The organism is Halomonas bluephagenesis (assembly GCF_054790765.1).
In genome coordinates this window covers 3,418,215-3,437,101 of sequence record NZ_CP133631.1, presented here as the reverse complement: position 1 = coordinate 3,437,101, position 18,887 = coordinate 3,418,215, and the positions used below count along the sequence as shown (strand labels likewise).

The window sequence follows — 18,887 nt, the reverse complement described above, 5'->3', positions numbered from 1 at the left end:
CGTGGCTGATTACCCAGGATTTATTGCCATTGAGACGGGCGAAGATGACGGCTTGCCGCTGGCTATTGCCTGGTCTCTACCTGATGGGCGTATTAAGCAGACACTCATTCAGCCTGACGATAGCTGGATCAGTGAAGACACGAACGTGATGGGTTCTTATAGCATTGAAGAGCTAGAAAGCCTCGGCGTCAGCCCGTTGGATGTCATACGTGAACTAGAGACCGATCACTTCTCGGCTACGCTGTATACCAGCGATAACGGTGAGGATGAAGCAGCACTGGCTCGACTCTTTGACACCTACGGCTTAGATCCTTTTGTTGAGTTAGCACCTGCACAGGTGCTTTATGAAGCGATTAGCGCGAGAGATTGGCACCGCCTACGTAGTGAAACGTTTAATGACCTAGGGTTTGAGCCGATGCGGCCTGAACATGAAATCGAGGTCATGCTGACGCTACACAAGCAACTTACCGAAAAAGACTAAACCGCTTCGACCAACGCTACGTCAAGTTCTCGTTGCCCCTGCTTAACGGCCTGCGCTAAGGTCTCCTGATGCTGATAATAGCGTGTCAACGCGACAAATAAGGCGTTGGCACGCAATGGCAGCCCCTCCTCCAAATAGCGTGCTGCCCGGGCATTTACGTTGCTGGCAAACGCATCACGATCCACCTCAACGTCTCCACCCAAGTTATCTACGCTAACGTGAAACGTGCGCCCGCAGGCGCGGGTAAATAACTGTTCCAGCGCCTGTGGGGCAATCTCCGCTTTTTCGAATGCCTGCTGCTGCTGGGCGTCACGTCCATCAGGTAAATACCAGTAACCGTAATCCTCCAGCAGCCGACGCTTCTCCCCAGCAATGCACCAGTGGCTGATCTCGTGCAGTGCACTAGCAAAAAAGCCGCGCGCAAAGATCACTTGATGGTAAGGAGTTTCAGATGTGGCTGGGCGATATAGGGGTTCATCACCGCCCTTAATCAATCGCGTCTGATAACGCGCTGAAAACACACCATCAAACAATGCAGTTATGTCGTGGAGCGTCCAACGCTCCTGCTCTTGAGTCACCATATACCTACATCGCCATTCATTTAACTGTTCATTTCATAAAGTATACCTGCGCCTTGCCCATAAGCTAAAGAGACGACAGCTTCTTTGACAGCTACCGACGGCACAGCAACTCCTGCTACTCTATCCGCTTTTCTTGGGTCACTTTGCTAAACAGGGAACATACCGTGGGCGGCTTTACTAGCAATATCAAATCTATCTATTGGCCAGAAACCCGTACGCTGATGGCCTTGGCGCTCCCCATTTGCGGCGCTCAGCTGGCACAAGCGGGCATGAGCGTGGTCGACGTCATCATGCCCGGCAGACACACCGCCACCGACTTAGCTGCCGTTTCGGTTGGCTCAAGCTTATGGATGCCGCTGATGCTGTTTATGACTGGTACGTTAATGGGCCTTACGCCAATCGTGGCGCACCTTTTGGGCGGCAAGCGACATGCTGATATTCGCCCAGCCGTTCACCAAGCATTGTGGGTCGCATTAGTGCTTGGGTTTATTGCAGCTGCCCTGCTATGGACAGTCGTCACACCTATATTCGAGCTTATGAAGGTGCCCCCAGCCGTAGCACGCGAATCTGCTGCTTATCTTACTGCCGTTGCCTTTGGCATGCCGGGAATCGCCCTATTTCAAGCGCTCAGAGCTTTTTCAGACGGCATGAACCATACCCGGCCAGCACTATGGATTAGTTTGGTAGGGCTAGCCGTTAATATTCCCAGTAACTATCTGCTTATCTATGGCGGTGATGGCCTGGTTAATTTACTAGGTGGCGGGATACCCAGCAGCCTGCAACAACTGCCTGCATTAGGTGCATTCGGCTGTGGTATCGCCACAGCGCTCTCGATGTGGACGATGGCCGTTGCAATGGCACTCTATACCCGTAAAGGACGCACTTACCGCAGCGTTTCCCTTTGGCAAAAATTAACACCACCAAAGCTGGCCGGTATCCGCGAACTTGTGGTGGTCGGTGTACCCATCGGTGTGGCCATTTTTGTGGAAGTTACGTTATTTACATTGATAGCCCTGTTTATTGCCAGCTTTGGAGAGGTCACAGTAGGGGCTCACCAAATCGCGCTTAGCTTCACGACTATTTTGTTTATGTTGCCAATGTCATTGAGCATGGCGCTTACCGTACGTGTTGGTAATACATTGGGCCAACAACGTCCAGCCATGGCGCGCACCGTTGCTTGGAACGGTATTGTCATCAGCGTCATTGTCGCCGTCATCAACAGTACATTACTGTGGTTTACAGCGGTGCCGGTGATTTCGCTGTATACCTCCAATGCTGAGATTCAGGCTCTAGCGCTCACCATCATATCCCTGGCAGTGATTTTCCAGCTATCAGATTCTCTTCAAGTCAACCTAGCTGGTGCATTACGTGGTTATAAAGACACCCGAATCGTGATGGTCATTACCGTACTTTCTTACTGGATTGTCGGCTTAGGTGGTGGCCACTGGCTAGGAACTTACGGTATAGGTGGTATGTCTGACCCGATGGGTGTACATGGTTACTGGATAGGCCTTATTGCTGGGCTCAGCACAGCTGCACTGTTACTTGCTTGGCGGTTAAAGCGGATCAGTCAACAGGAGTAATCAATGACACCCTACCCACAACATATTTTATGGCTGGGCATCAGTGCCAGCTTGGTTCTAGCGGGCTGTGGTAACAATAGTGCTGAGCAGTCCTGGGTAGACTATCACCAACAGCTTACCAGCGATCTTTCAATTGCTGCTATTGAGCGTCATCCTCCACCTAATATTGGTGAGTTTCCTGAACGTCGAGAGCGGCTATTCGACATTCCAGAAACCCGAGAGGGTATGCTCAATATCTATGCGTTACGTGAGTGCCAAATAACGTCGCTAATCGCAGCGCGGAACAATCAGCTGGGCCGCGTTGCCCCTCCTAGCCAACACTGGCTTTACGAACGCGCATTATGGCAACGCCTGAGCGCTTGCTGGAACAGTGACATTCCTGACGGCTTAAGTGATGACAATAAAGCTCGGCTGGCTGAACTAACTGAGCTCAAGACAGAGCAGTTACCGGCTGTCAGTTGGAATGCCATTTTTGATTCTGAAGAGTGGGAAAAAAGCTTTTCCAGAGCGAGCGCCCCCCTAAACAGCGTTGAGCTACCCAATATTAACAATCAACTGATTGCAGTTAATTACCTTGAGCAAATGGTGACACACCAATTTAGCCAACAGTGGCAGGAAGACTCTTCAGCGCTTGAAAACCACCTTAAAGCGCTGCAAGAAAGGCCTTTAACAGCAGAAGTCTTACGAACACTGTTGCTTGCCCACCAGCGTTTGACGGAGGCTAACGAAGCACTTGAGTCAACATATTTAACGTCTCGCGAATGCTTACGGGATAATTTCCCAGCATGGCTCTCCCCTGTTGAACAAGTCTCCCTCCAATGGCTTACGGCAATTAATCGACTGATTAATGCTCATGAAATAACGCCACCTGAAGCGGTTCAAAACTACCAGAACACTTGGTTATCATTGAACAACCCTCAGGCTCCCTGGCAGCAACTCCAACGAGTAAAAGCAGAACACCAAGCGTTGCGAAATCAATTTACTAGCTGTGCTGATAATTAAAAATCACAAACCCTCTTAACCTTCTGGGCAACCTGTGCTATTGGTGAACTAAGTGGTAGGCAGCAAACGCTACCTACCGATGTCGTGACCACGCAGCACAAGGAGGGACATTATGGGCGCATCCCTGTCACCCCGCTCTGCCCAGGTCATCGACCTGGAAACCGTGCGTCAGCGTCAGCAGGCGCAGAAATGTTTAATCCGCTTAGCCCCAGAGCTAGATGGGTTAGAGATGGTCTACCAGCTCGCTGCGAGTCCCGACACGTATTACGGCCTGCCTGTTTTGGCCTGGGGGCTACAAGAGAACGGTAACGTTATTGGCCTTGTCCCGTGGATGGAGACACTCGCCGCTTGCCACGAACTCGACAGCCATGAAAATGGCCAGTTTATTGGCTATCGTGATCCAGAAACCGAAGAAATTTTCGCCCTTCCTCCTGATCACAAATACGACGAGCTAACGGCTTCGGCTAGTTACTTCGAGTATGAAGCTTCTGGAGAGGTTACGCTGATTCAGCAGCTTCCAGATACCCTAGGTACTCATGCTTTATGCATGAATCATCCCAATGCACCTTGGAATATGAAGCAAGTCTATGGATGGCGTCTCTATAGCGATGGAAGCGTCGAAGCAGTGCTTGCTGATGAACAGCGAGCCACGATGACCCCCATCCTCCTTGGAGACAAGTGCCTTTATGATGCTCACTCCCGCCATCGTACGGTTTACTTTTTTCAACGCCATATCGCTAGTCGCATAATAGATGAAGATCCTGCGACACTGGAAGCCCTGGCGATGATGGTTATTCCAAACAGCGAGGATGATCTTAAATAAGCACTTGCGAGGCTATCCATCCAAAGCCAGAACTTAAGCTTAAATTGATGACTAGCCTCGCATAGCTGCAGAAACTTACGCTAAGCGAAGAAAATACACGTAGTGGTCATCAGACTCATCTTGCAGCAATAACTGGTGTCCCAAAAATTGACAAAATTTTGGCACATCGCGAGTCGTTGTAGGGTCTGTCGCTATTACTTTCAACACCTGCCCAGGCGCCATATCACGCACCTTGTTATGCATTAGCATGATAGGTTCGGGGCAATATAAACCCGTTGTGTCTAACGATGCATCAAAGGCACATGGGTCATACGTATTATCAGTCATCTACAATCTCGTTTAGGAAACAGACAGCATGATCAAAGTAATCATTGAACGGCGTATTATGCCTGGCCTGGAAGAAGAGTATGAACTAGCTGCCCGCGAAGCTATGCGCGTTTCACTCGGTGTACGGGGGTTTGTCGGTGGTGAAACGCTTGTTGAACTCGGCCATACTGATCGCCGCCTTATGATTACCAAATGGCGCGACCTTCGCGCTTGGAAAGAGTGGCATTCAAGTGACGCACGTGCAACGGCCATGCAACGTATACTACCTCTATTAACAGAGGACGAAACAATCCGTGTATACGAGCCTGGCTGTTAACCTCCTTACGCTAGCCCTGCCTTTAAATTAGTGAGCAAGCCTTACATGAACCGTCACTTCTTCCCGATCATGGTAGAGGTGGCGACATGTAATCTTTGCTCGCACACCCGCCGTTTCCAAAGCTTCTTCCAGGGTACTAATACAGCGAGTAACTTCGTCCCAGCGTTTCTTCATGGGTAGCTTTAAATTAAAAATCGCCTCTCGACACCATTTTCGAGTCAACCACCGCTCCACCATTGCTAGCACGCGCACAGGCTTATCGACGATATCGCACACCAGCCAATCCATTCGCTGCGGCGGCTCCCAAGTAAATCCATCTTCTTTAAGATGATCTATCTGCCCAGTAGCCATTAGCTGCTTGTCCATTGGTCCATTATCGATCGCATAAACATACATGCCGCGCTGGACTAGCTGCCAAGTCCAACCACCTGGAGCGGCCCCTAAATCCGCTGCCTGCATATGATCTGCAAGCCGTGTATCCCACTCCTCTCGGGGAATAAACTCATGCCATGCCTCTTCTAGCTTCAGTGTTGAGCGGCTTGGTGCACGAGAAGGGAAACGCAGGCGACGAATACCATTAATCAGTTCACTTCGATTATCAGGAAAACTCATGCCAAGCTGAACACGATCACCATCCGTCCAGAAAATATGCAAGCGACGTGCACCGGCTTTCCCGCGCAGAGCACCCCTTTTTTTTAGCATACTTTGCAATGGTTTAGTCAGCGCTTTAATTAAGCCTGCCAATGCTTTGCCATCATTAGTATCTGGCGTTTCGTGCCAAATTTCTTCAAAGCTCCAACGACTTGCCTTCACCTGATCTAAAATGGCGGTGAGACGGTCATCTCGAGACAGTGTTAGAGCAGGCATAGCCGCTAAACTTTGACGAGCAAAAATGAGCCGCTTAAATGCAGCCTTCCGATGCAATTCATTAATTGGCTCTTCATCCAAGCGCGTTAAACTTGCCCAACCTTCGCCTTGCGCAGGTTCACAACTTACTTCTTGCTGCTTGGCATGGTACTGCATTTCAGCCAATGCGTCGCTTTCAAACCCTGGGCGGCAATAGACAAGCCACGACGTGGGTACTGTTTCACTCACCCTTTCACCTCGAAAGTAATTTCATGTCATAGGTGAACATCTATTCAGAATAAAATGCCCCCGTTAATCGCCGCATCATATCACTTTCTTTCAAATGCTTTCTAAGTAGTGAGAACAGCAGCGAGAATTTATCTACTTGATTAGCTTAAAACATTATTAGCAACCAACAAAAAACCCCAGCTTCTAATGAAGCTGGGGTTTTTCTTAATAAGTGCCTGACGATGATCCGGGCGGCGCTCCGCTACTCTACTCGTCTCATCCTGAGACTCGCCCTTCGGGCCCGCTAAAGCGGTTCCCGTTTGTTCCCGACAAACGGGGTCCAGGGGAGCCCCCTAAAAAGCAAAACCCCGACCAAATGGCCGGGGTTTCTCAATAAGTGCCTGACGATGACCTACTCTCGCATGGGGAGACCCCACACTACCATCGGCGCTAAGCGGTTTCACTTCTGAGTTCGGCAAGGGATCAGGTGGTTCACGCGTGCTATGGTCGTCAGGCGTAACTGGTCATGTATATCATGCTGAACGTGTAATCGATGTTTTGTGGCGTCTCTTTCGTCTCACGCCCTCCGTGTGTCACGTTGGGCTTGAGTCGCGTATCCGGTTTTCGTTATCACTGCGACCAGACCCCTTGGGTGTTATAGGGTCAAGCCTCACGGGCCATTAGTACACGTTAGCTCAACGCCTTGCAGCGCTTCCACACCGTGCCTATCAACCAGCTGGTCTCGCTGGGCCCTTCAGGAGGCTCTAGGCCTCAGGGATGTCTCATCTTGAAGGGGGCTTCCCGCTTAGATGCTTTCAGCGGTTATCCCGTCCGCACATAGCTACCCGGCAATGCCACTGGCGTGACAACCGGAACACCAGAGGTGCGTCCACTCCGGTCCTCTCGTACTAGGAGCAGCCCTTCTCAAACATCCAACGCCCACGGCAGATAGGGACCGAACTGTCTCACGACGTTCTAAACCCAGCTCGCGTACCACTTTAAATGGCGAACAGCCATACCCTTGGGACCGACTTCAGCCCCAGGATGTGATGAGCCGACATCGAGGTGCCAAACACCGCCGTCGATGTGAACTCTTGGGCGGTATCAGCCTGTTATCCCCGGAGTACCTTTTATCCGTTGAGCGATGGCCCTTCCATACAGAACCACCGGATCACTAGAACCTGCTTTCGCACCTGCTCGACGTGTCTGTCTCGCAGTCAAGCACCCTTATGCTCTTGCACTCACTGCACGATGTCCGACCGTGCTGAGGGTACCTTCGTGCTCCTCCGTTACTCTTTGGGAGGAGACCGCCCCAGTCAAACTACCCACCACACACTGTCCTCGATCCGGATAACGGACCTGAGTGAGAACGCCAATGATGCCAGGCTGGTATTTCAAGGTTGGCTCCCCTCGAACTAGCGTCCGAGATTCAAAGCCTCCCAGCTATCCTACACAGGCAACATCAGCGTCCAGTGTGAAGCTATAGTAAAGGTTCACGGGGTCTTTCCGTCTAGCCGCGGGTACACCGCATCTTCACGGCGATTTCAATTTCACTGAGTCTCGGGTGGAGACAGCGTGGCCATCATTACGCCATTCGTGCAGGTCGGAACTTACCCGACAAGGAATTTCGCTACCTTAGGACCGTTATAGTTACGGCCGCCGTTTACCGGGGCTTCAATCAAGAGCTTCGCCTTGCGGCTAACACCATCATTTAACCTTCCGGCACCGGGCAGGCGTCACACCCTATACGTCCGCTTGCGCGTTAGCAGAGTGCTGTGTTTTTACTAAACAGTTGCAGCCACCTGGTATCTTCGACCGGTTCGGGCTCTGAGAGCAAGTCTCGTCACCCTACGCCGGCGTGCCTTCTCCCGAAGTTACGGCACCATTTTGCCTAGTTCCTTCACCCGAGTTCTCTCAAGCGCCTTGGGATTCTCACCCTGACCACCTGTGTCGGTTTGGGGTACGGTCGCACATGATCTGAAGCTTAGAGGCTTTTCCTGGAAGCGTGGCATCAATGACTTCCTGACCGTGGTCAGTTCGTTTCGTGTCTCGGCCTTAGAGCATCCCGGATTTACCTAAGATGCAAGCCTACTCACTTTCACCAGGACAACCAACGCCTGGCTCACCTAGCCTTCTCCGTCCCCCATCGCAATCATGTCCGGTACAGGAATATTGACCTGTTTCCCATCGACTACGCCTTTCGGCCTCGCCTTAGGGGCCGACTCACTCTGCTCCGATTAGCGTCGAACAGAAACCCTTGGTCTTCCGGCGAGGGAGTTTTTCACTCCCTTTATCGTTACTCATGTCAGCATTCGCACTCGTGATACCTCCAGCGAACTTCTCAATTCACCTTCATCGGCTTACACGACGCTCCTCTACCGCTCACACCTAAGTGTGAACCCGTAGCTTCGGTACCTGGTTTAGCCCCGTTACATCTTCCGCGCAGGCCGACTCGACTAGTGAGCTATTACGCTTTCTTTAAAGGATGGCTGCTTCTAAGCCAACCTCCTAGCTGTCTGAGCCTTCCCACATCGTTTCCCACTTAACCAGGATTTCGGGACCTTAGCTGACGGTCTGGGTTGTTTCCCTTTTCACGACGGACGTTAGCACCCGCCGTGTGTCTCCCACGCTCGCACTCACCGGTATTCGGAGTTTGCCTCGGGTTGGTAAGTCGGGATGACCCCCTAGCCGAAACAGTGCTCTACCCCCGGCGGTGATACGTGAGGCGCTACCTAAATAGCTTTCGAGGAGAACCAGCTATCTCCGAGCTTGATTAGCCTTTCACTCCGATCCACAAGTCATCCAAATCTTTTTCAACAGATCCTGGTTCGGGCCTCCAGTTGATGTTACTCAACCTTCACCCTGCTCATGGATAGATCGCTCGGTTTCGGGTCTATATCCAGCGACTGTGTCGCCCAGTTAAGACTCGGTTTCCCTACGGCTCCCCTAAACGGTTAACCTCGCCACTGAATATAAGTCGCTGACCCATTATACAAAAGGTACGCAGTCACAGAACAAGTCTGCTCCTACTGCTTGTACGCACACGGTTTCAGGATCTATTTCACTCCCCTCTCCGGGGTTCTTTTCGCCTTTCCCTCACGGTACTGGTTCACTATCGGTCAGCCAGGAGTATTTAGCCTTGGAGGATGGTCCCCCCGTCTTCAGTCAAGGTTTCTCGTGCCCCGACCTACTCGATTTCACATGATCAGATTTTCGACTACGGGGCTATCACCCGCTACGGCTGAGCTTCCCAGCTCATTCGCCTAATCAGTCACATGCTTAAGGGCTGGTCCCCGTTCGCTCGCCGCTACTAGGGGAATCTCGGTTGATTTCTTTTCCTCAGGGTACTTAGATGTTTCAGTTCCCCTGGTTCGCCTCTTACGCCTATATATTCAGCGCAAGATACTCATCTTATGATGAGTGGGTTTCCCCATTCAGAAATGCCCGGGTCACAGGTTGTTTGCCACCTCGCCGAGCCTTATCGCAGGCTTCCACGTCTTTCATCGCCTCTGGCTGCCTAGGCATCCACCGTGTGCGCTTCATTGCTTGACCCTATAACCCGAAGGAGTCTGGTGTCTCGCAATGATAACGATTGCCGGATACGCTTGAGACGTATCACAAAACAATTACGTATAAACACTTCAAAGAAGCGTTTATGTCAGCATGATATACATTGTTAAAGAGCGACTGCTATGCGCAGTGATAAGCGGTTGCTTTTTTCACATTAAAAGGAAAAGAAAGGTCTTTAAAGACGATCTTAAAAAAGCTCTTTTCTCTTCTTTCAATAGGAAGAAAACGCTTATCACTGCGTATCAACAGCATTCTGATCAGGTAATTCATTGTGAGCGCTTACCGCGAGGATGATGCATCGTTTAAGGAGGTGATCCAGCCGCAGGTTCCCCTACGGCTACCTTGTTACGACTTCACCCCAGTCATGAACCACACCGTGGTGATCGCCCTCTTGCGTTAGGCTAACCACTTCTGGTGCAGTCCACTCCCATGGTGTGACGGGCGGTGTGTACAAGGCCCGGGAACGTATTCACCGTGACATTCTGATTCACGATTACTAGCGATTCCGACTTCACGGAGTCGAGTTGCAGACTCCGATCCGGACTGAGACCGGCTTTTCGGGATTAGCTGACTCTCGCGAGCTCGCAACCCTTTGTACCGGCCATTGTAGCACGTGTGTAGCCCTACTCGTAAGGGCCATGATGACTTGACGTCGTCCCCACCTTCCTCCGGTTTGTCACCGGCAGTCTCCTTAGAGTTCCCGGCATTACCCGCTGGCAAATAAGGACAAGGGTTGCGCTCGTTACGGGACTTAACCCAACATTTCACAACACGAGCTGACGACAGCCATGCAGCACCTGTCTCTGCGTTCCCGAAGGCACCAAGTGATCTCTCACAAGTTCGCAGGATGTCAAGAGTAGGTAAGGTTCTTCGCGTTGCATCGAATTAAACCACATGCTCCACCGCTTGTGCGGGCCCCCGTCAATTCATTTGAGTTTTAACCTTGCGGCCGTACTCCCCAGGCGGTCGACTTATCGCGTTAACTTCGCCACAAAGTGCGCTAGGCACCCAACGGCTGGTCGACATCGTTTACGGCGTGGACTACCAGGGTATCTAATCCTGTTTGCTACCCACGCTTTCGCACCTCAGTGTCAGTGTCAGTCCAGAAGGCCGCCTTCGCCACTGGTATTCCTCCCGATCTCTACGCATTTCACCGCTACACCGGGAATTCTACCTTCCTCTCCTGCACTCTAGCTTGACAGTTCCGGATGCCGTTCCCAGGTTGAGCCCGGGGCTTTCACAACCGGCTTATCAAGCCACCTACGCGCGCTTTACGCCCAGTAATTCCGATTAACGCTTGCACCCTCCGTATTACCGCGGCTGCTGGCACGGAGTTAGCCGGTGCTTCTTCTGCGAGTGATGTCTTTCCTAGTGGGTATTAACCACTAGGCGTTCTTCCTCGCTGAAAGTGCTTTACAACCCGAAGGCCTTCTTCACACACGCGGCATGGCTGGATCAGGGTTGCCCCCATTGTCCAATATTCCCCACTGCTGCCTCCCGTAGGAGTTCGGGCCGTGTCTCAGTCCCGATGTGGCTGATCATCCTCTCAGACCAGCTACGGATCGTTGCCTTGGTGAGCCATTACCTCACCAACTAGCTAATCCGACATAGGCTCATCCAATAGCGGGAGCCGGAGCCCCCTTTCTCCCGTAGGACGTATGCGGTATTAGCCTGGGTTTCCCCAGGTTATCCCCCACTACCGGGCAGATTCCTATGCATTACTCACCCGTCCGCCGCTCGTCAGCGGGTAGCAAGCTACCCCTGTTACCGCTCGACTTGCATGTGTTAGGCCTGCCGCCAGCGTTCAATCTGAGCCATGATCAAACTCTTCAGTTTAAAATCATTGTGATGCTTACATGTCACTCGAAAGTCACATAAGTGCATCAAACTTGGCTCAAGGTTCAAACGAATTCATTTCAATTTACATTGTCATGACCGCTTGCCTTGATATTTGGTGATTTATCACCCTCATCGGCAAGCGCCCACATGAATTACCTGATCAAATTGTTAAAGAGCTGTTTTCGCTGGATAAAACTGGCTAACCGTTGAACTGGTTTGCCTCAGCGAGGAAGGCGTATTCTACGCATTTCCTGGTGTTTGTCAATCACTGTTTTAAGTGAGTGAAGCGAGTGAGCGAAGAAGGCGAGATAACGATGCTTTCTGGCGTGGCTCGTTTCAAAAAGGGTTGGAAGACATCGAAGCATGCTGCTGAGTTCTTCTAACTCTCTGACAAACCGAAGGTTTTCACCTTCAATCACCGCTGGTAACGCTGTGCGTCCCCGGCAGCGGATGCGTACTTTACGGATTCGCTGCCGACTTGGCAAGGGGGTTTGTGAAATAATCTAAAAAAAAAGCGACAGGCGTTGTTCATAGAACAAGCCTGCCGCAAACCACCGATCAGTCCCCTGACCAGAGAGTGCTCAGTTACACCTACAGATGAATCTTTTTTGCAGAATAACGGTTCCTGCTTAGCTAGGTCTCGTACTTAAATTTCAAAAGCTTAAATTTCAAAAGCTTAAATTTCAAAACCTAAACCAAAGTCTTCACTCGACATCGCCATAAGACTTCCCGCACCCGCCTGAATCATCTGAGCATGCGCTTTAGTACGCGGCAGCAGACGTTGGTAATAAAAGCGTGCAGTGTTCAATTTAGCAGCATAAAACGCCTTATCATCACCTTCTAACGCCACAGACGACTGCTTCGCCGCGCGGGCAAAAAGGTACGCCAAGGTGACATAACCGGAGTACATCAGGTAATCGACGCTAGCCGCCCCTACTTCTTCACGATCCTGCATGGCTTTCATGCCTACGCCCATGGTCAGCTCGCCCCACTCAGCATTCAGCTTTGCTAGCGGCTCAACAAACTCTTTTAACGCAGGGTTATCGGCTTTCGTCTTGCAGAATTTATGGATTTCTTTGGTGAATACTTTTAGCGACTCACCCTGACTCATCAACACCTTTCGGCCAAGTAAGTCTAACGCCTGAATACCGGTAGTACCTTCATAAAGGCGGGTGATACGCGCATCACGCACCAGCTGTTCCATACCCCACTCTTTAATGAAGCCGTGCCCACCAAAAATCTGCACACCCTCATTGGTGCATTCAAAACCAACTTCAGTGAGAAACGCTTTCACGATAGGCGTTAATAAACCAAGCAAGGTTTCAGCCTGCTCTTTCTCATCACCGGGCTTACCGTGCTCAACGATATCGAGCATTTGAGCGGTATATAGCACTAACATCCGGCCACCCTCGGCAAACGCCTTTTGGGTTAGCAACATGCGGCGCACATCCGGATGAACAATAATAGGATCTGCCGCTTTCTCCGGCGCCTGAGGGCCGGAAAGCGCACGCATTTGCAAGCGGTCACGGGCGTAGCTCAGAGAATTTTGGAAACTGGCTTCAATTAAGCCTAAGCCTTGAATGCCCACCCCGAGACGTGCGGCGTTCATCATGGTAAACATGCACGCCAAGCCTTTATTAGGTGCCCCAACTAAATAGCCAGTCGCTCCGTCAAAGTTCATCACGCAGGTCGCATTACCGTGAATACCCATTTTGTGTTCGAGCGAGCCGCACGTAACGCCATTACGGTCGCCTGGGTTACCTTGGGCATCAGGCATAAACTTGGGCACAACAAATAGAGAAATACCTTTCGAGCCCTCAGGAGCGTCAGGCAGCTTTGCTAACACAAGATGAACGATATTCTCGGCCAGATCATGGTCACCAGCAGAGATAAAGATTTTGGTACCGGTAATGGTATAAGCGCCGCTTGCATCAGGCACTGCGCGGGTCTTAATTAATCCTAGGTCTGTACCGCAGTGCGGCTCGGTGAGACACATGGTGCCCGTCCAAACACCCTCTACCAGTTTGGTAAGGTAAGCTTCCTTTTGTTCGTCAGTCCCGTGGTGCCGAAGCGCATCGGCAGCACCATGGGAAAGCCCTGGATACATACCCCACGCTAAGTTAGTTGCGCAGATCATTTCAGACAGCATCATCGCCAATGAGGGCGGAAGACCTTGCCCGCCTTGCTCAGGGTCTGCTGCCAAGCTTGGCCAGCCACCTTCAACATATTGCTGATAGGCCTCTTTAAAACCTTGCGGCGCTTTCACTTCGCCACCTTCTAACAAGCACCCCTCTTCATCACCGCTTTGGTTGAGCGGAAGCAGCACCTCACGAGCAAAGCGCGCACCCTCTTCAAGAATCGCACTCACGACGTCTGGAGACGCATCATCGCCACACGGCAACGCTGCATAGTGGCTAGGATAATCAAACATTTCGTCCATAACGAAACGCATATCACGTAGAGGGGCTTGATAGCTGGGCATGTCACTTCTCCTGAACAGGGGGCTGAAAGCGGCTCACGTTTTTAATACGGTTTGAGTTTCAAAAAAACCGCTTTCAAACACATGTTTGAAAACTAGCGCGCACCCGCCTCATAGTCAAGCGGTCGTTTGAATATAACACCCAAAACCGCTACAACTTTGGTCGCCCTTACGGCAGAAAATTGATTTATAAACAAAAAAACCCTGCCAGCAAAGCACTGGCAGGTTATCAGACTCTACTTATTTTCCAGCCTAATTACTGCATTCGAATGCCACCATCCAGCCGAATCACTTCGCCGTTCAACATTGGGTTAGTGATAATCTGCTCAGCCAACTGGGCAAACTCATCAGGCTTACCCAACCGCTTGGGAAAAGGCACCGCGGCGGCCAAGGCTTGAGCCGCTTCATCAGGAATCTCACTCATCATGGGTGTTTCAAAAACGCCCGGAGCAATCGCCATAACGCGAATAGCATGGCGCGAAAGCTCCCTCGCCGCGGGCAAGCTCATTCCTACAACGCCGGCTTTCGAAGCACTGTAAGCACACTGCCCTACCTGCCCATCAAATGCCGCTATAGAAGCCGTATTAATGATCACGCCCCGCTCACCGCTTTCGCTGGGGGTATTTTTAGCCATGGCGGCGGCCGCCAAACGCATCACATTAAACGTGCCCACTAGATTGATATTGATCGTTTTTGCATAGCTTTCCAGATCTGCGGGATTGCCGTTACGATCAATCAGTTTGGCCACGCTCACTACGCCAGCACAATGAATAACACCTGAAAGGCCGCTTTCACCTCCCATCGAAACCGCTTCGTCAATCGCCTGCTGCATCTGCTCAGCAGAGGTAATGTCAGCGATACAGGCCGCTGCACATTTACCTAAGCGCTCAGCGTGTTCTGTCACGCTATTATTCATATCGCACAGCACAACGTTGCCACCAGCAGCTACTAGACGCTCTGCGGTTGCTGCGCCTAGCCCTGAAGCGGCCCCTGTAATCAAAAACGTACAATCCTTTACCTGCATTTCAACTTTCCTTTAATTATTTGTCGTTGCGTACTTGCTCAGTTGCTTGGGCACGAAGTTTGAAGCGTTGGATCTTACCGCTAGGCGTTTTTGGCAGCTCATCGACGAATTCGATAACCCGGGGAAACGCATGAGTAGAAAGGCGCTCACGCACTTGTTGGCGAATTTCATCAGCAAGCGCTTCGCTAGCCTCATACCCATCACGCAACACAATATAAGATTTAATAATTTCACCGCGGATCTCGTCCGGCTGACCAACCGCAGCAGACTCAGCAACTGCGGGGTGCGTCATCACGCTGTTTTCAACATCCGTGGGACCAACCCGATAGCCTGCAGTGGTAATAATGTCGTCATCGCGTCCGGCAAACTGAAACGAGCCGTCATCATTGCGGATAACCACGTCACCAGTCAGGTAGTAACCATTTACAAAGGGATCTTTTTCTTGCCAGGTATATCCCTGGAAGAAATGAGCGGGTGAGTTTTTAATGTCAACCGCAAGCACACCCGGCTCACCAGGAGGCAGCTCGTTATATTCTGCGTCCAAAATGGCCAAGCGGTAGCCAGGCATTGGCACCCCCATCGCTCCCACATGTTTAGGGTGGTCAAGGGAGTGATGGTTATTACAGGTCATGCCGGTTTCTGTTTGACCATAGTGATCCATGACCGGACAACCTAACGACTTCTCCACCCAGGTCACTACTTCTGTATTCAGTGGCTCGCCTGCCGAACTCGCCGCGCGAAGCTCTAAGGTTTGGTGGGCATCATCGAACAGCCCTGACGCTTTCATTAAACGATATGCCGTGGGCGCTGCGGCGAAGTTAGTAATATGGTGACGCTTCATGAACGCTAAGGCACCTTCTGCACTGAAACCCGCTTCACAGAAGTGCGTGGTAACACCGAGCAGCAGCGGTCCAGCGATCGCGTAATATAGCCCGTATGCCCAGCCTGGGTCAGCCATATTCCAAAAGCGGTCATCGTCACGAAGATCGACTGCTAGCTCCATATAGAGAGCAAACGCGGTCATACCAGAAAGCGGCACAGCCACTCCCTTTGGCTTGCCTACCGTGCCCGAAGTAAACATTTGAAGAAAAGGTTTTTCAGGGGCAAGACGAGGTGGCTTGTCGCTCATTGACGTATACGTCAATGCAGTCTGCCAATCATGATCATTAGGATGCTCGCCAGTGGCTCCACCTACTGCCAAAACAGGTGGGCACTGACTTAGCCCATCAAACTTAAAGCGATTAGCGTGATCGGTAATCACTAGCTTGGTGTCAGCGCGCCCCAGTCGATAATCCACCGCATCAGGACCGAAAGCAGTAAATAACGGCTGATAAACCGCACCAATTCGCCAAGTAGCGAGCCCAGCCACTAACAGCGCTGTTGAGCGCGGCAGCATGCAGGCAATACGGTCCCCTTCACCAAGCCCTTGGGCCTTAAACCAACCTGCAAGCTTGCCACTCAGTTCGTCCAACTCTGCATACGTCAGCGTATGGGTTTGCCCATTGATGTCTTCCTGCACGAGCGCAAGCACATCGCCTCGCCCTTGGCGCACATGACGACCGCAGCATGCTTCAAAGGCATTGAAACAACCATCCTGATGGTCATCCAACCGGGCAATCATGGTGTCAACCGTAAAGTCTTCCAGGAAGGTCGAATATGTGGGTAGTGACGCTGATGTTGCTGTCATGATGGCTCTCTTATGTTGTTAGTCGTGAGCAGTGGTACGCAAACAGACAGGCCAGGGTTCCGATCTTACGTTTTATTATTGTCCGTTTACGTTAACGGAAACCTTGCAGTTAAACTAACGCTAAAAGCATTTACGCGGGAGCGCAAGCAATCCTCGTCGTAAATGGATTAGACGTTGGTCGAGCGGGGGTATTAACGAACCATAATCATCGCAACAAGTTCATCGGCTAGATCATCGGGAGTACGCGGCCCACTTGGGTCGTACCAGCGAACTGTCCAATTCAACGCACCCAAAATAAACCGCGACACCAGAAAGCGGTCACCGTGAATAAGCTCCGCTGCCAGCGCATCGTCGATAACGTCTACCCACAGTGCTTCGTAGGCGTCCCGAAGGTGACTTAAATGGGCACTCGCATCAGGATCTAACCGTCGCCATTCAAATAGCGCGACCACATGGGCGTTACGATCAGCAAAAAGCGTCTCTAAGTGCGCCCGGGCCATAGCATGCAAACGCGCCTCAGGATCATCATCGCATTCTTGAAGTGCTGCTTTAGCAATACTGAGAGCATTCTGGGTGCCCTCCTCTATTACAGCAGCTAAGATTTCCTGCTTATCTTTGAAGTGATGGAACAAGCTGCCAGACTTGATACCCATTTCTTGCGCCAGCATACGCACCGTGGTGCGGTCAAAGCCTTCTTGGACGAATAGCTGAGCCGCTAAACGTGTCAATTCCTTGCGGCGAGGGGAAGCATTCATTACATTCATGTCATTTACACTAGCGCTTGCTTGGTTACTTAGGAGAAGACCACAGCCCCGCCAACGGGTCAACGCATCACTAAGCTCACAGCAAGATAATCACAATAAATCCGTCAGGAGACGCACAAATGAGTAATGCCACCGAGGTTGTATTTTTATCTGCCACCCGCACGCCAATGGGCGGCATGATGGGAAGTCTTTCCAGCATGACGGCTCCCGAACTTGCGGCCGTTGCAATCCGCGCTGCCATAGAGCGAGCAGGTATCGAAGCATCCGTTATTGAAGAAGGCATCATGGGGTGTGTACTGCCCGCCGGCGTGAAACAAGGGCCAGCCCGCCAGGCCATGCGTCAGGCTGGCATTCCCGATGCCAATGGTGCTACCACCATCAATAAGCTGTGTGGTTCTGGCATGAAAGCCACCATGCTAGCCCACGATTTAATCAAAGCAGGGACTGGCGAAATCCTGCTTGCAGGCGGTATGGAGTCAATGTCTAATGCCCCACACGTACTTACTAAAGCGCGTGGCGGCTACCGTTTAGGTCATGGCGAGCTGAAAGACCACATGTTCCTAGACGGCTTAGAAGATGCCGAAACCGGCAAATTGATGGGCGTTTTCGCTCAGGATGTTGCATCAGAGCGTGGCTACACGCGCGAGCGCTTGGACGACTTTGCCATTGCCTCTCTAGAGCGTGCCATGGACGCCACCAATAACGGCCACTTAGCGGCTGAAATGGCACCGGTAACAGTAACCACCCGCCAAGGTGAAACGCTGGTCGAACATGACGAACAGCCCTTCCAAGCCAAACTGGATAAAATTCGCCAGCTGCGCCCAGCGTTTGCCAAAGACGGGACTATTACGGCTGCCAACGCCAGCTCAATTTCCGACGGCGCATCAGCGCTTATTTTGGCCAGCCATGAAGCCGCTAAGCGTCATGGCGTGAAGCCTTTAGCCAAAATGCCCGGCCATCCCACCCACTCCCGCCATCCAAGCGAATTCACCATTGCGCCGGTAGGTGCGATTGAAAAGCTGATGAAAAAGCTTGGCTGGGGCGTTAACGACGTTGATCTCTTTGAGATTAACGAAGCATTCGCGGTCGTCACGTTAATGGCCATGGATGACTTAGGGCTACCTCACGATAAGGTGAATGTATTTGGCGGTGCTTGTGCCCAAGGGCATCCGATTGGCTCAACAGGTTCACGGGTGATTGCAACGCTTATCCATGCTTTACGCACCAAAGGCGGCAAACGTGGTATTGCCAGCTTGTGCATTGGTGGTGGCGAAGCCACCGCCGTGGCCGTTGAACTCATCGATTAATAAAATCAACTCCTCCCCGCCTTGGCATGC

At 51.5% G+C, this 18,887-nt stretch carries 13 protein-coding genes and 3 rRNA genes; 6 read left to right on the top strand and 10 right to left on the bottom strand.

Annotation, left to right across the window (positions count from 1 at the left end; translation table 11 throughout):
* The first annotated feature begins 1 nt into the window (after position 1).
* Positions 2–481 carry a hypothetical protein gene (locus REH51_RS15635; protein WP_009724926.1) on the top strand — a complete coding sequence of 160 codons (480 nt, stop codon included), beginning with the start codon at positions 2–4 and terminating at the stop codon, positions 479–481.
* Here REH51_RS15635 and REH51_RS15630 read toward each other — a convergent pair.
* Positions 478–1,062: an elongation factor P hydroxylase gene (locus REH51_RS15630; protein ID WP_009724925.1), complete on the bottom strand. Its 585-nt coding sequence runs from the start codon at positions 1,060–1,062 to the stop codon at positions 478–480. The two genes, REH51_RS15635 and REH51_RS15630, sit on opposite strands and share 4 nt — an antisense overlap.
* Before the next feature lie 164 nt (positions 1,063–1,226).
* Between REH51_RS15630 and REH51_RS15625 the strand changes: the two genes are divergently transcribed.
* From REH51_RS15625 to REH51_RS15615, 3 genes are all read left to right on the top strand, one after another.
* A complete protein-coding gene (locus REH51_RS15625) occupies positions 1,227–2,645 on the top strand; it encodes an MATE family efflux transporter (protein WP_498936263.1) in 1,419 nt (472 codons plus the stop codon).
* A 3-nt stretch (positions 2,646–2,648) separates the two neighbouring features.
* Positions 2,649–3,647: a DUF3080 family protein gene (locus REH51_RS15620; protein ID WP_498936261.1), complete on the top strand. Its 999-nt coding sequence runs from the start codon at positions 2,649–2,651 to the stop codon at positions 3,645–3,647.
* 112 nt (positions 3,648–3,759) lie between these two features.
* Positions 3,760–4,470: a hypothetical protein gene (locus REH51_RS15615; protein ID WP_009724922.1), complete on the top strand. Its 711-nt coding sequence runs from the start codon at positions 3,760–3,762 to the stop codon at positions 4,468–4,470.
* Between the two features lie 75 nt (positions 4,471–4,545).
* Here the strand turns inward: REH51_RS15615 and tusA are convergent, their stop codons facing one another.
* Positions 4,546–4,797: a sulfurtransferase TusA gene (gene tusA, locus REH51_RS15610; RefSeq protein ID WP_009724921.1), complete on the bottom strand. Its 252-nt coding sequence runs from the start codon at positions 4,795–4,797 to the stop codon at positions 4,546–4,548.
* A 28-nt stretch (positions 4,798–4,825) separates the two neighbouring features.
* Here tusA and REH51_RS15605 point away from each other — a divergent pair, with 28 nt between their 5' ends.
* The gene (locus REH51_RS15605; protein WP_009724920.1) at positions 4,826–5,113 is read left to right on the top strand and encodes an antibiotic biosynthesis monooxygenase family protein; all 288 of its coding nucleotides are present in this window, start codon (positions 4,826–4,828) and stop codon (positions 5,111–5,113) included.
* 27 nt (positions 5,114–5,140) lie between these two features.
* Here the strand turns inward: REH51_RS15605 and rlmM are convergent, their stop codons facing one another.
* The 8 genes from rlmM to REH51_RS15565 all read right to left on the bottom strand — a co-directional run bounded on the left by rlmM (position 5,141) and on the right by REH51_RS15565 (position 17,541).
* Entirely contained in the window at positions 5,141–6,208 is a 1,068-nt protein-coding gene (gene rlmM / locus REH51_RS15600) for a 23S rRNA (cytidine(2498)-2'-O)-methyltransferase RlmM (protein WP_009724919.1), read from the bottom strand.
* A 378-nt stretch (positions 6,209–6,586) separates the two neighbouring features.
* Positions 6,587–6,702, bottom strand: a 5S ribosomal RNA gene (rrf, locus tag REH51_RS15595).
* 144 nt (positions 6,703–6,846) lie between these two features.
* Positions 6,847–9,739 (bottom strand): 23S ribosomal RNA (locus REH51_RS15590).
* Between the two features lie 321 nt (positions 9,740–10,060).
* Positions 10,061–11,593: ribosomal RNA gene (locus REH51_RS15585) — 16S ribosomal RNA — on the bottom strand.
* The 16S, 23S and 5S rRNA genes sit together here, the layout of an rRNA operon.
* A 679-nt stretch (positions 11,594–12,272) precedes the next feature.
* A complete protein-coding gene (locus tag REH51_RS15580; RefSeq protein WP_498936259.1) occupies positions 12,273–14,078 on the bottom strand; it encodes an acyl-CoA dehydrogenase C-terminal domain-containing protein in 1,806 nt (601 codons plus the stop codon).
* A 253-nt stretch (positions 14,079–14,331) separates the two neighbouring features.
* Positions 14,332–15,099: an SDR family NAD(P)-dependent oxidoreductase gene (locus tag REH51_RS15575; protein ID WP_009722763.1), complete on the bottom strand. Its 768-nt coding sequence runs from the start codon at positions 15,097–15,099 to the stop codon at positions 14,332–14,334.
* A 16-nt stretch (positions 15,100–15,115) separates the two neighbouring features.
* A complete protein-coding gene (locus REH51_RS15570) occupies positions 15,116–16,786 on the bottom strand; it encodes an AMP-binding protein (RefSeq protein WP_498936257.1) in 1,671 nt (556 codons plus the stop codon).
* Positions 16,787–16,977: 191 nt separating this feature from the next.
* A complete protein-coding gene (locus REH51_RS15565; RefSeq protein WP_009722761.1) occupies positions 16,978–17,541 on the bottom strand; it encodes a TetR/AcrR family transcriptional regulator in 564 nt (187 codons plus the stop codon).
* A 128-nt stretch (positions 17,542–17,669) separates the two neighbouring features.
* Here REH51_RS15565 and REH51_RS15560 point away from each other — a divergent pair, with 128 nt between their 5' ends.
* On the top strand, positions 17,670–18,857 hold the full coding sequence (locus tag REH51_RS15560) for an acetyl-CoA C-acyltransferase (RefSeq protein ID WP_498936256.1): 1,188 nt from the start codon (positions 17,670–17,672) through the stop codon (positions 18,855–18,857).
* Positions 18,858–18,887 lie beyond the last annotated feature (30 nt).

Bases quoted from the DNA above. Each gene is read 5' to 3' on its own strand.
- REH51_RS15560 (WP_498936256.1), top strand. From the start codon at position 17,670: ATGAGTAATGCCACCGAGGTTGTATTTTTATCTGCCACCCGCACGCCA.
- REH51_RS15575 (WP_009722763.1), bottom strand. From the start codon at position 15,099: ATGCAGGTAAAGGATTGTACGTTTTTGATTACAGGGGCCGCTTCAGGG.
- REH51_RS15565 (WP_009722761.1), bottom strand. From the start codon at position 17,541: ATGAATGCTTCCCCTCGCCGCAAGGAATTGACACGTTTAGCGGCTCAG.
- REH51_RS15620 (WP_498936261.1), top strand. From the start codon at position 2,649: ATGACACCCTACCCACAACATATTTTATGGCTGGGCATCAGTGCCAGC.
- REH51_RS15630 (WP_009724925.1), bottom strand. From the start codon at position 1,062: ATGGTGACTCAAGAGCAGGAGCGTTGGACGCTCCACGACATAACTGCA.
- REH51_RS15605 (WP_009724920.1), top strand. From the start codon at position 4,826: ATGATCAAAGTAATCATTGAACGGCGTATTATGCCTGGCCTGGAAGAA.
- REH51_RS15570 (WP_498936257.1), bottom strand. From the start codon at position 16,786: ATGACAGCAACATCAGCGTCACTACCCACATATTCGACCTTCCTGGAA.
- REH51_RS15580 (WP_498936259.1), bottom strand. From the start codon at position 14,078: ATGCCCAGCTATCAAGCCCCTCTACGTGATATGCGTTTCGTTATGGAC.
- tusA (WP_009724921.1), bottom strand. From the start codon at position 4,797: ATGACTGATAATACGTATGACCCATGTGCCTTTGATGCATCGTTAGAC.
- REH51_RS15615 (WP_009724922.1), top strand. From the start codon at position 3,760: ATGGGCGCATCCCTGTCACCCCGCTCTGCCCAGGTCATCGACCTGGAA.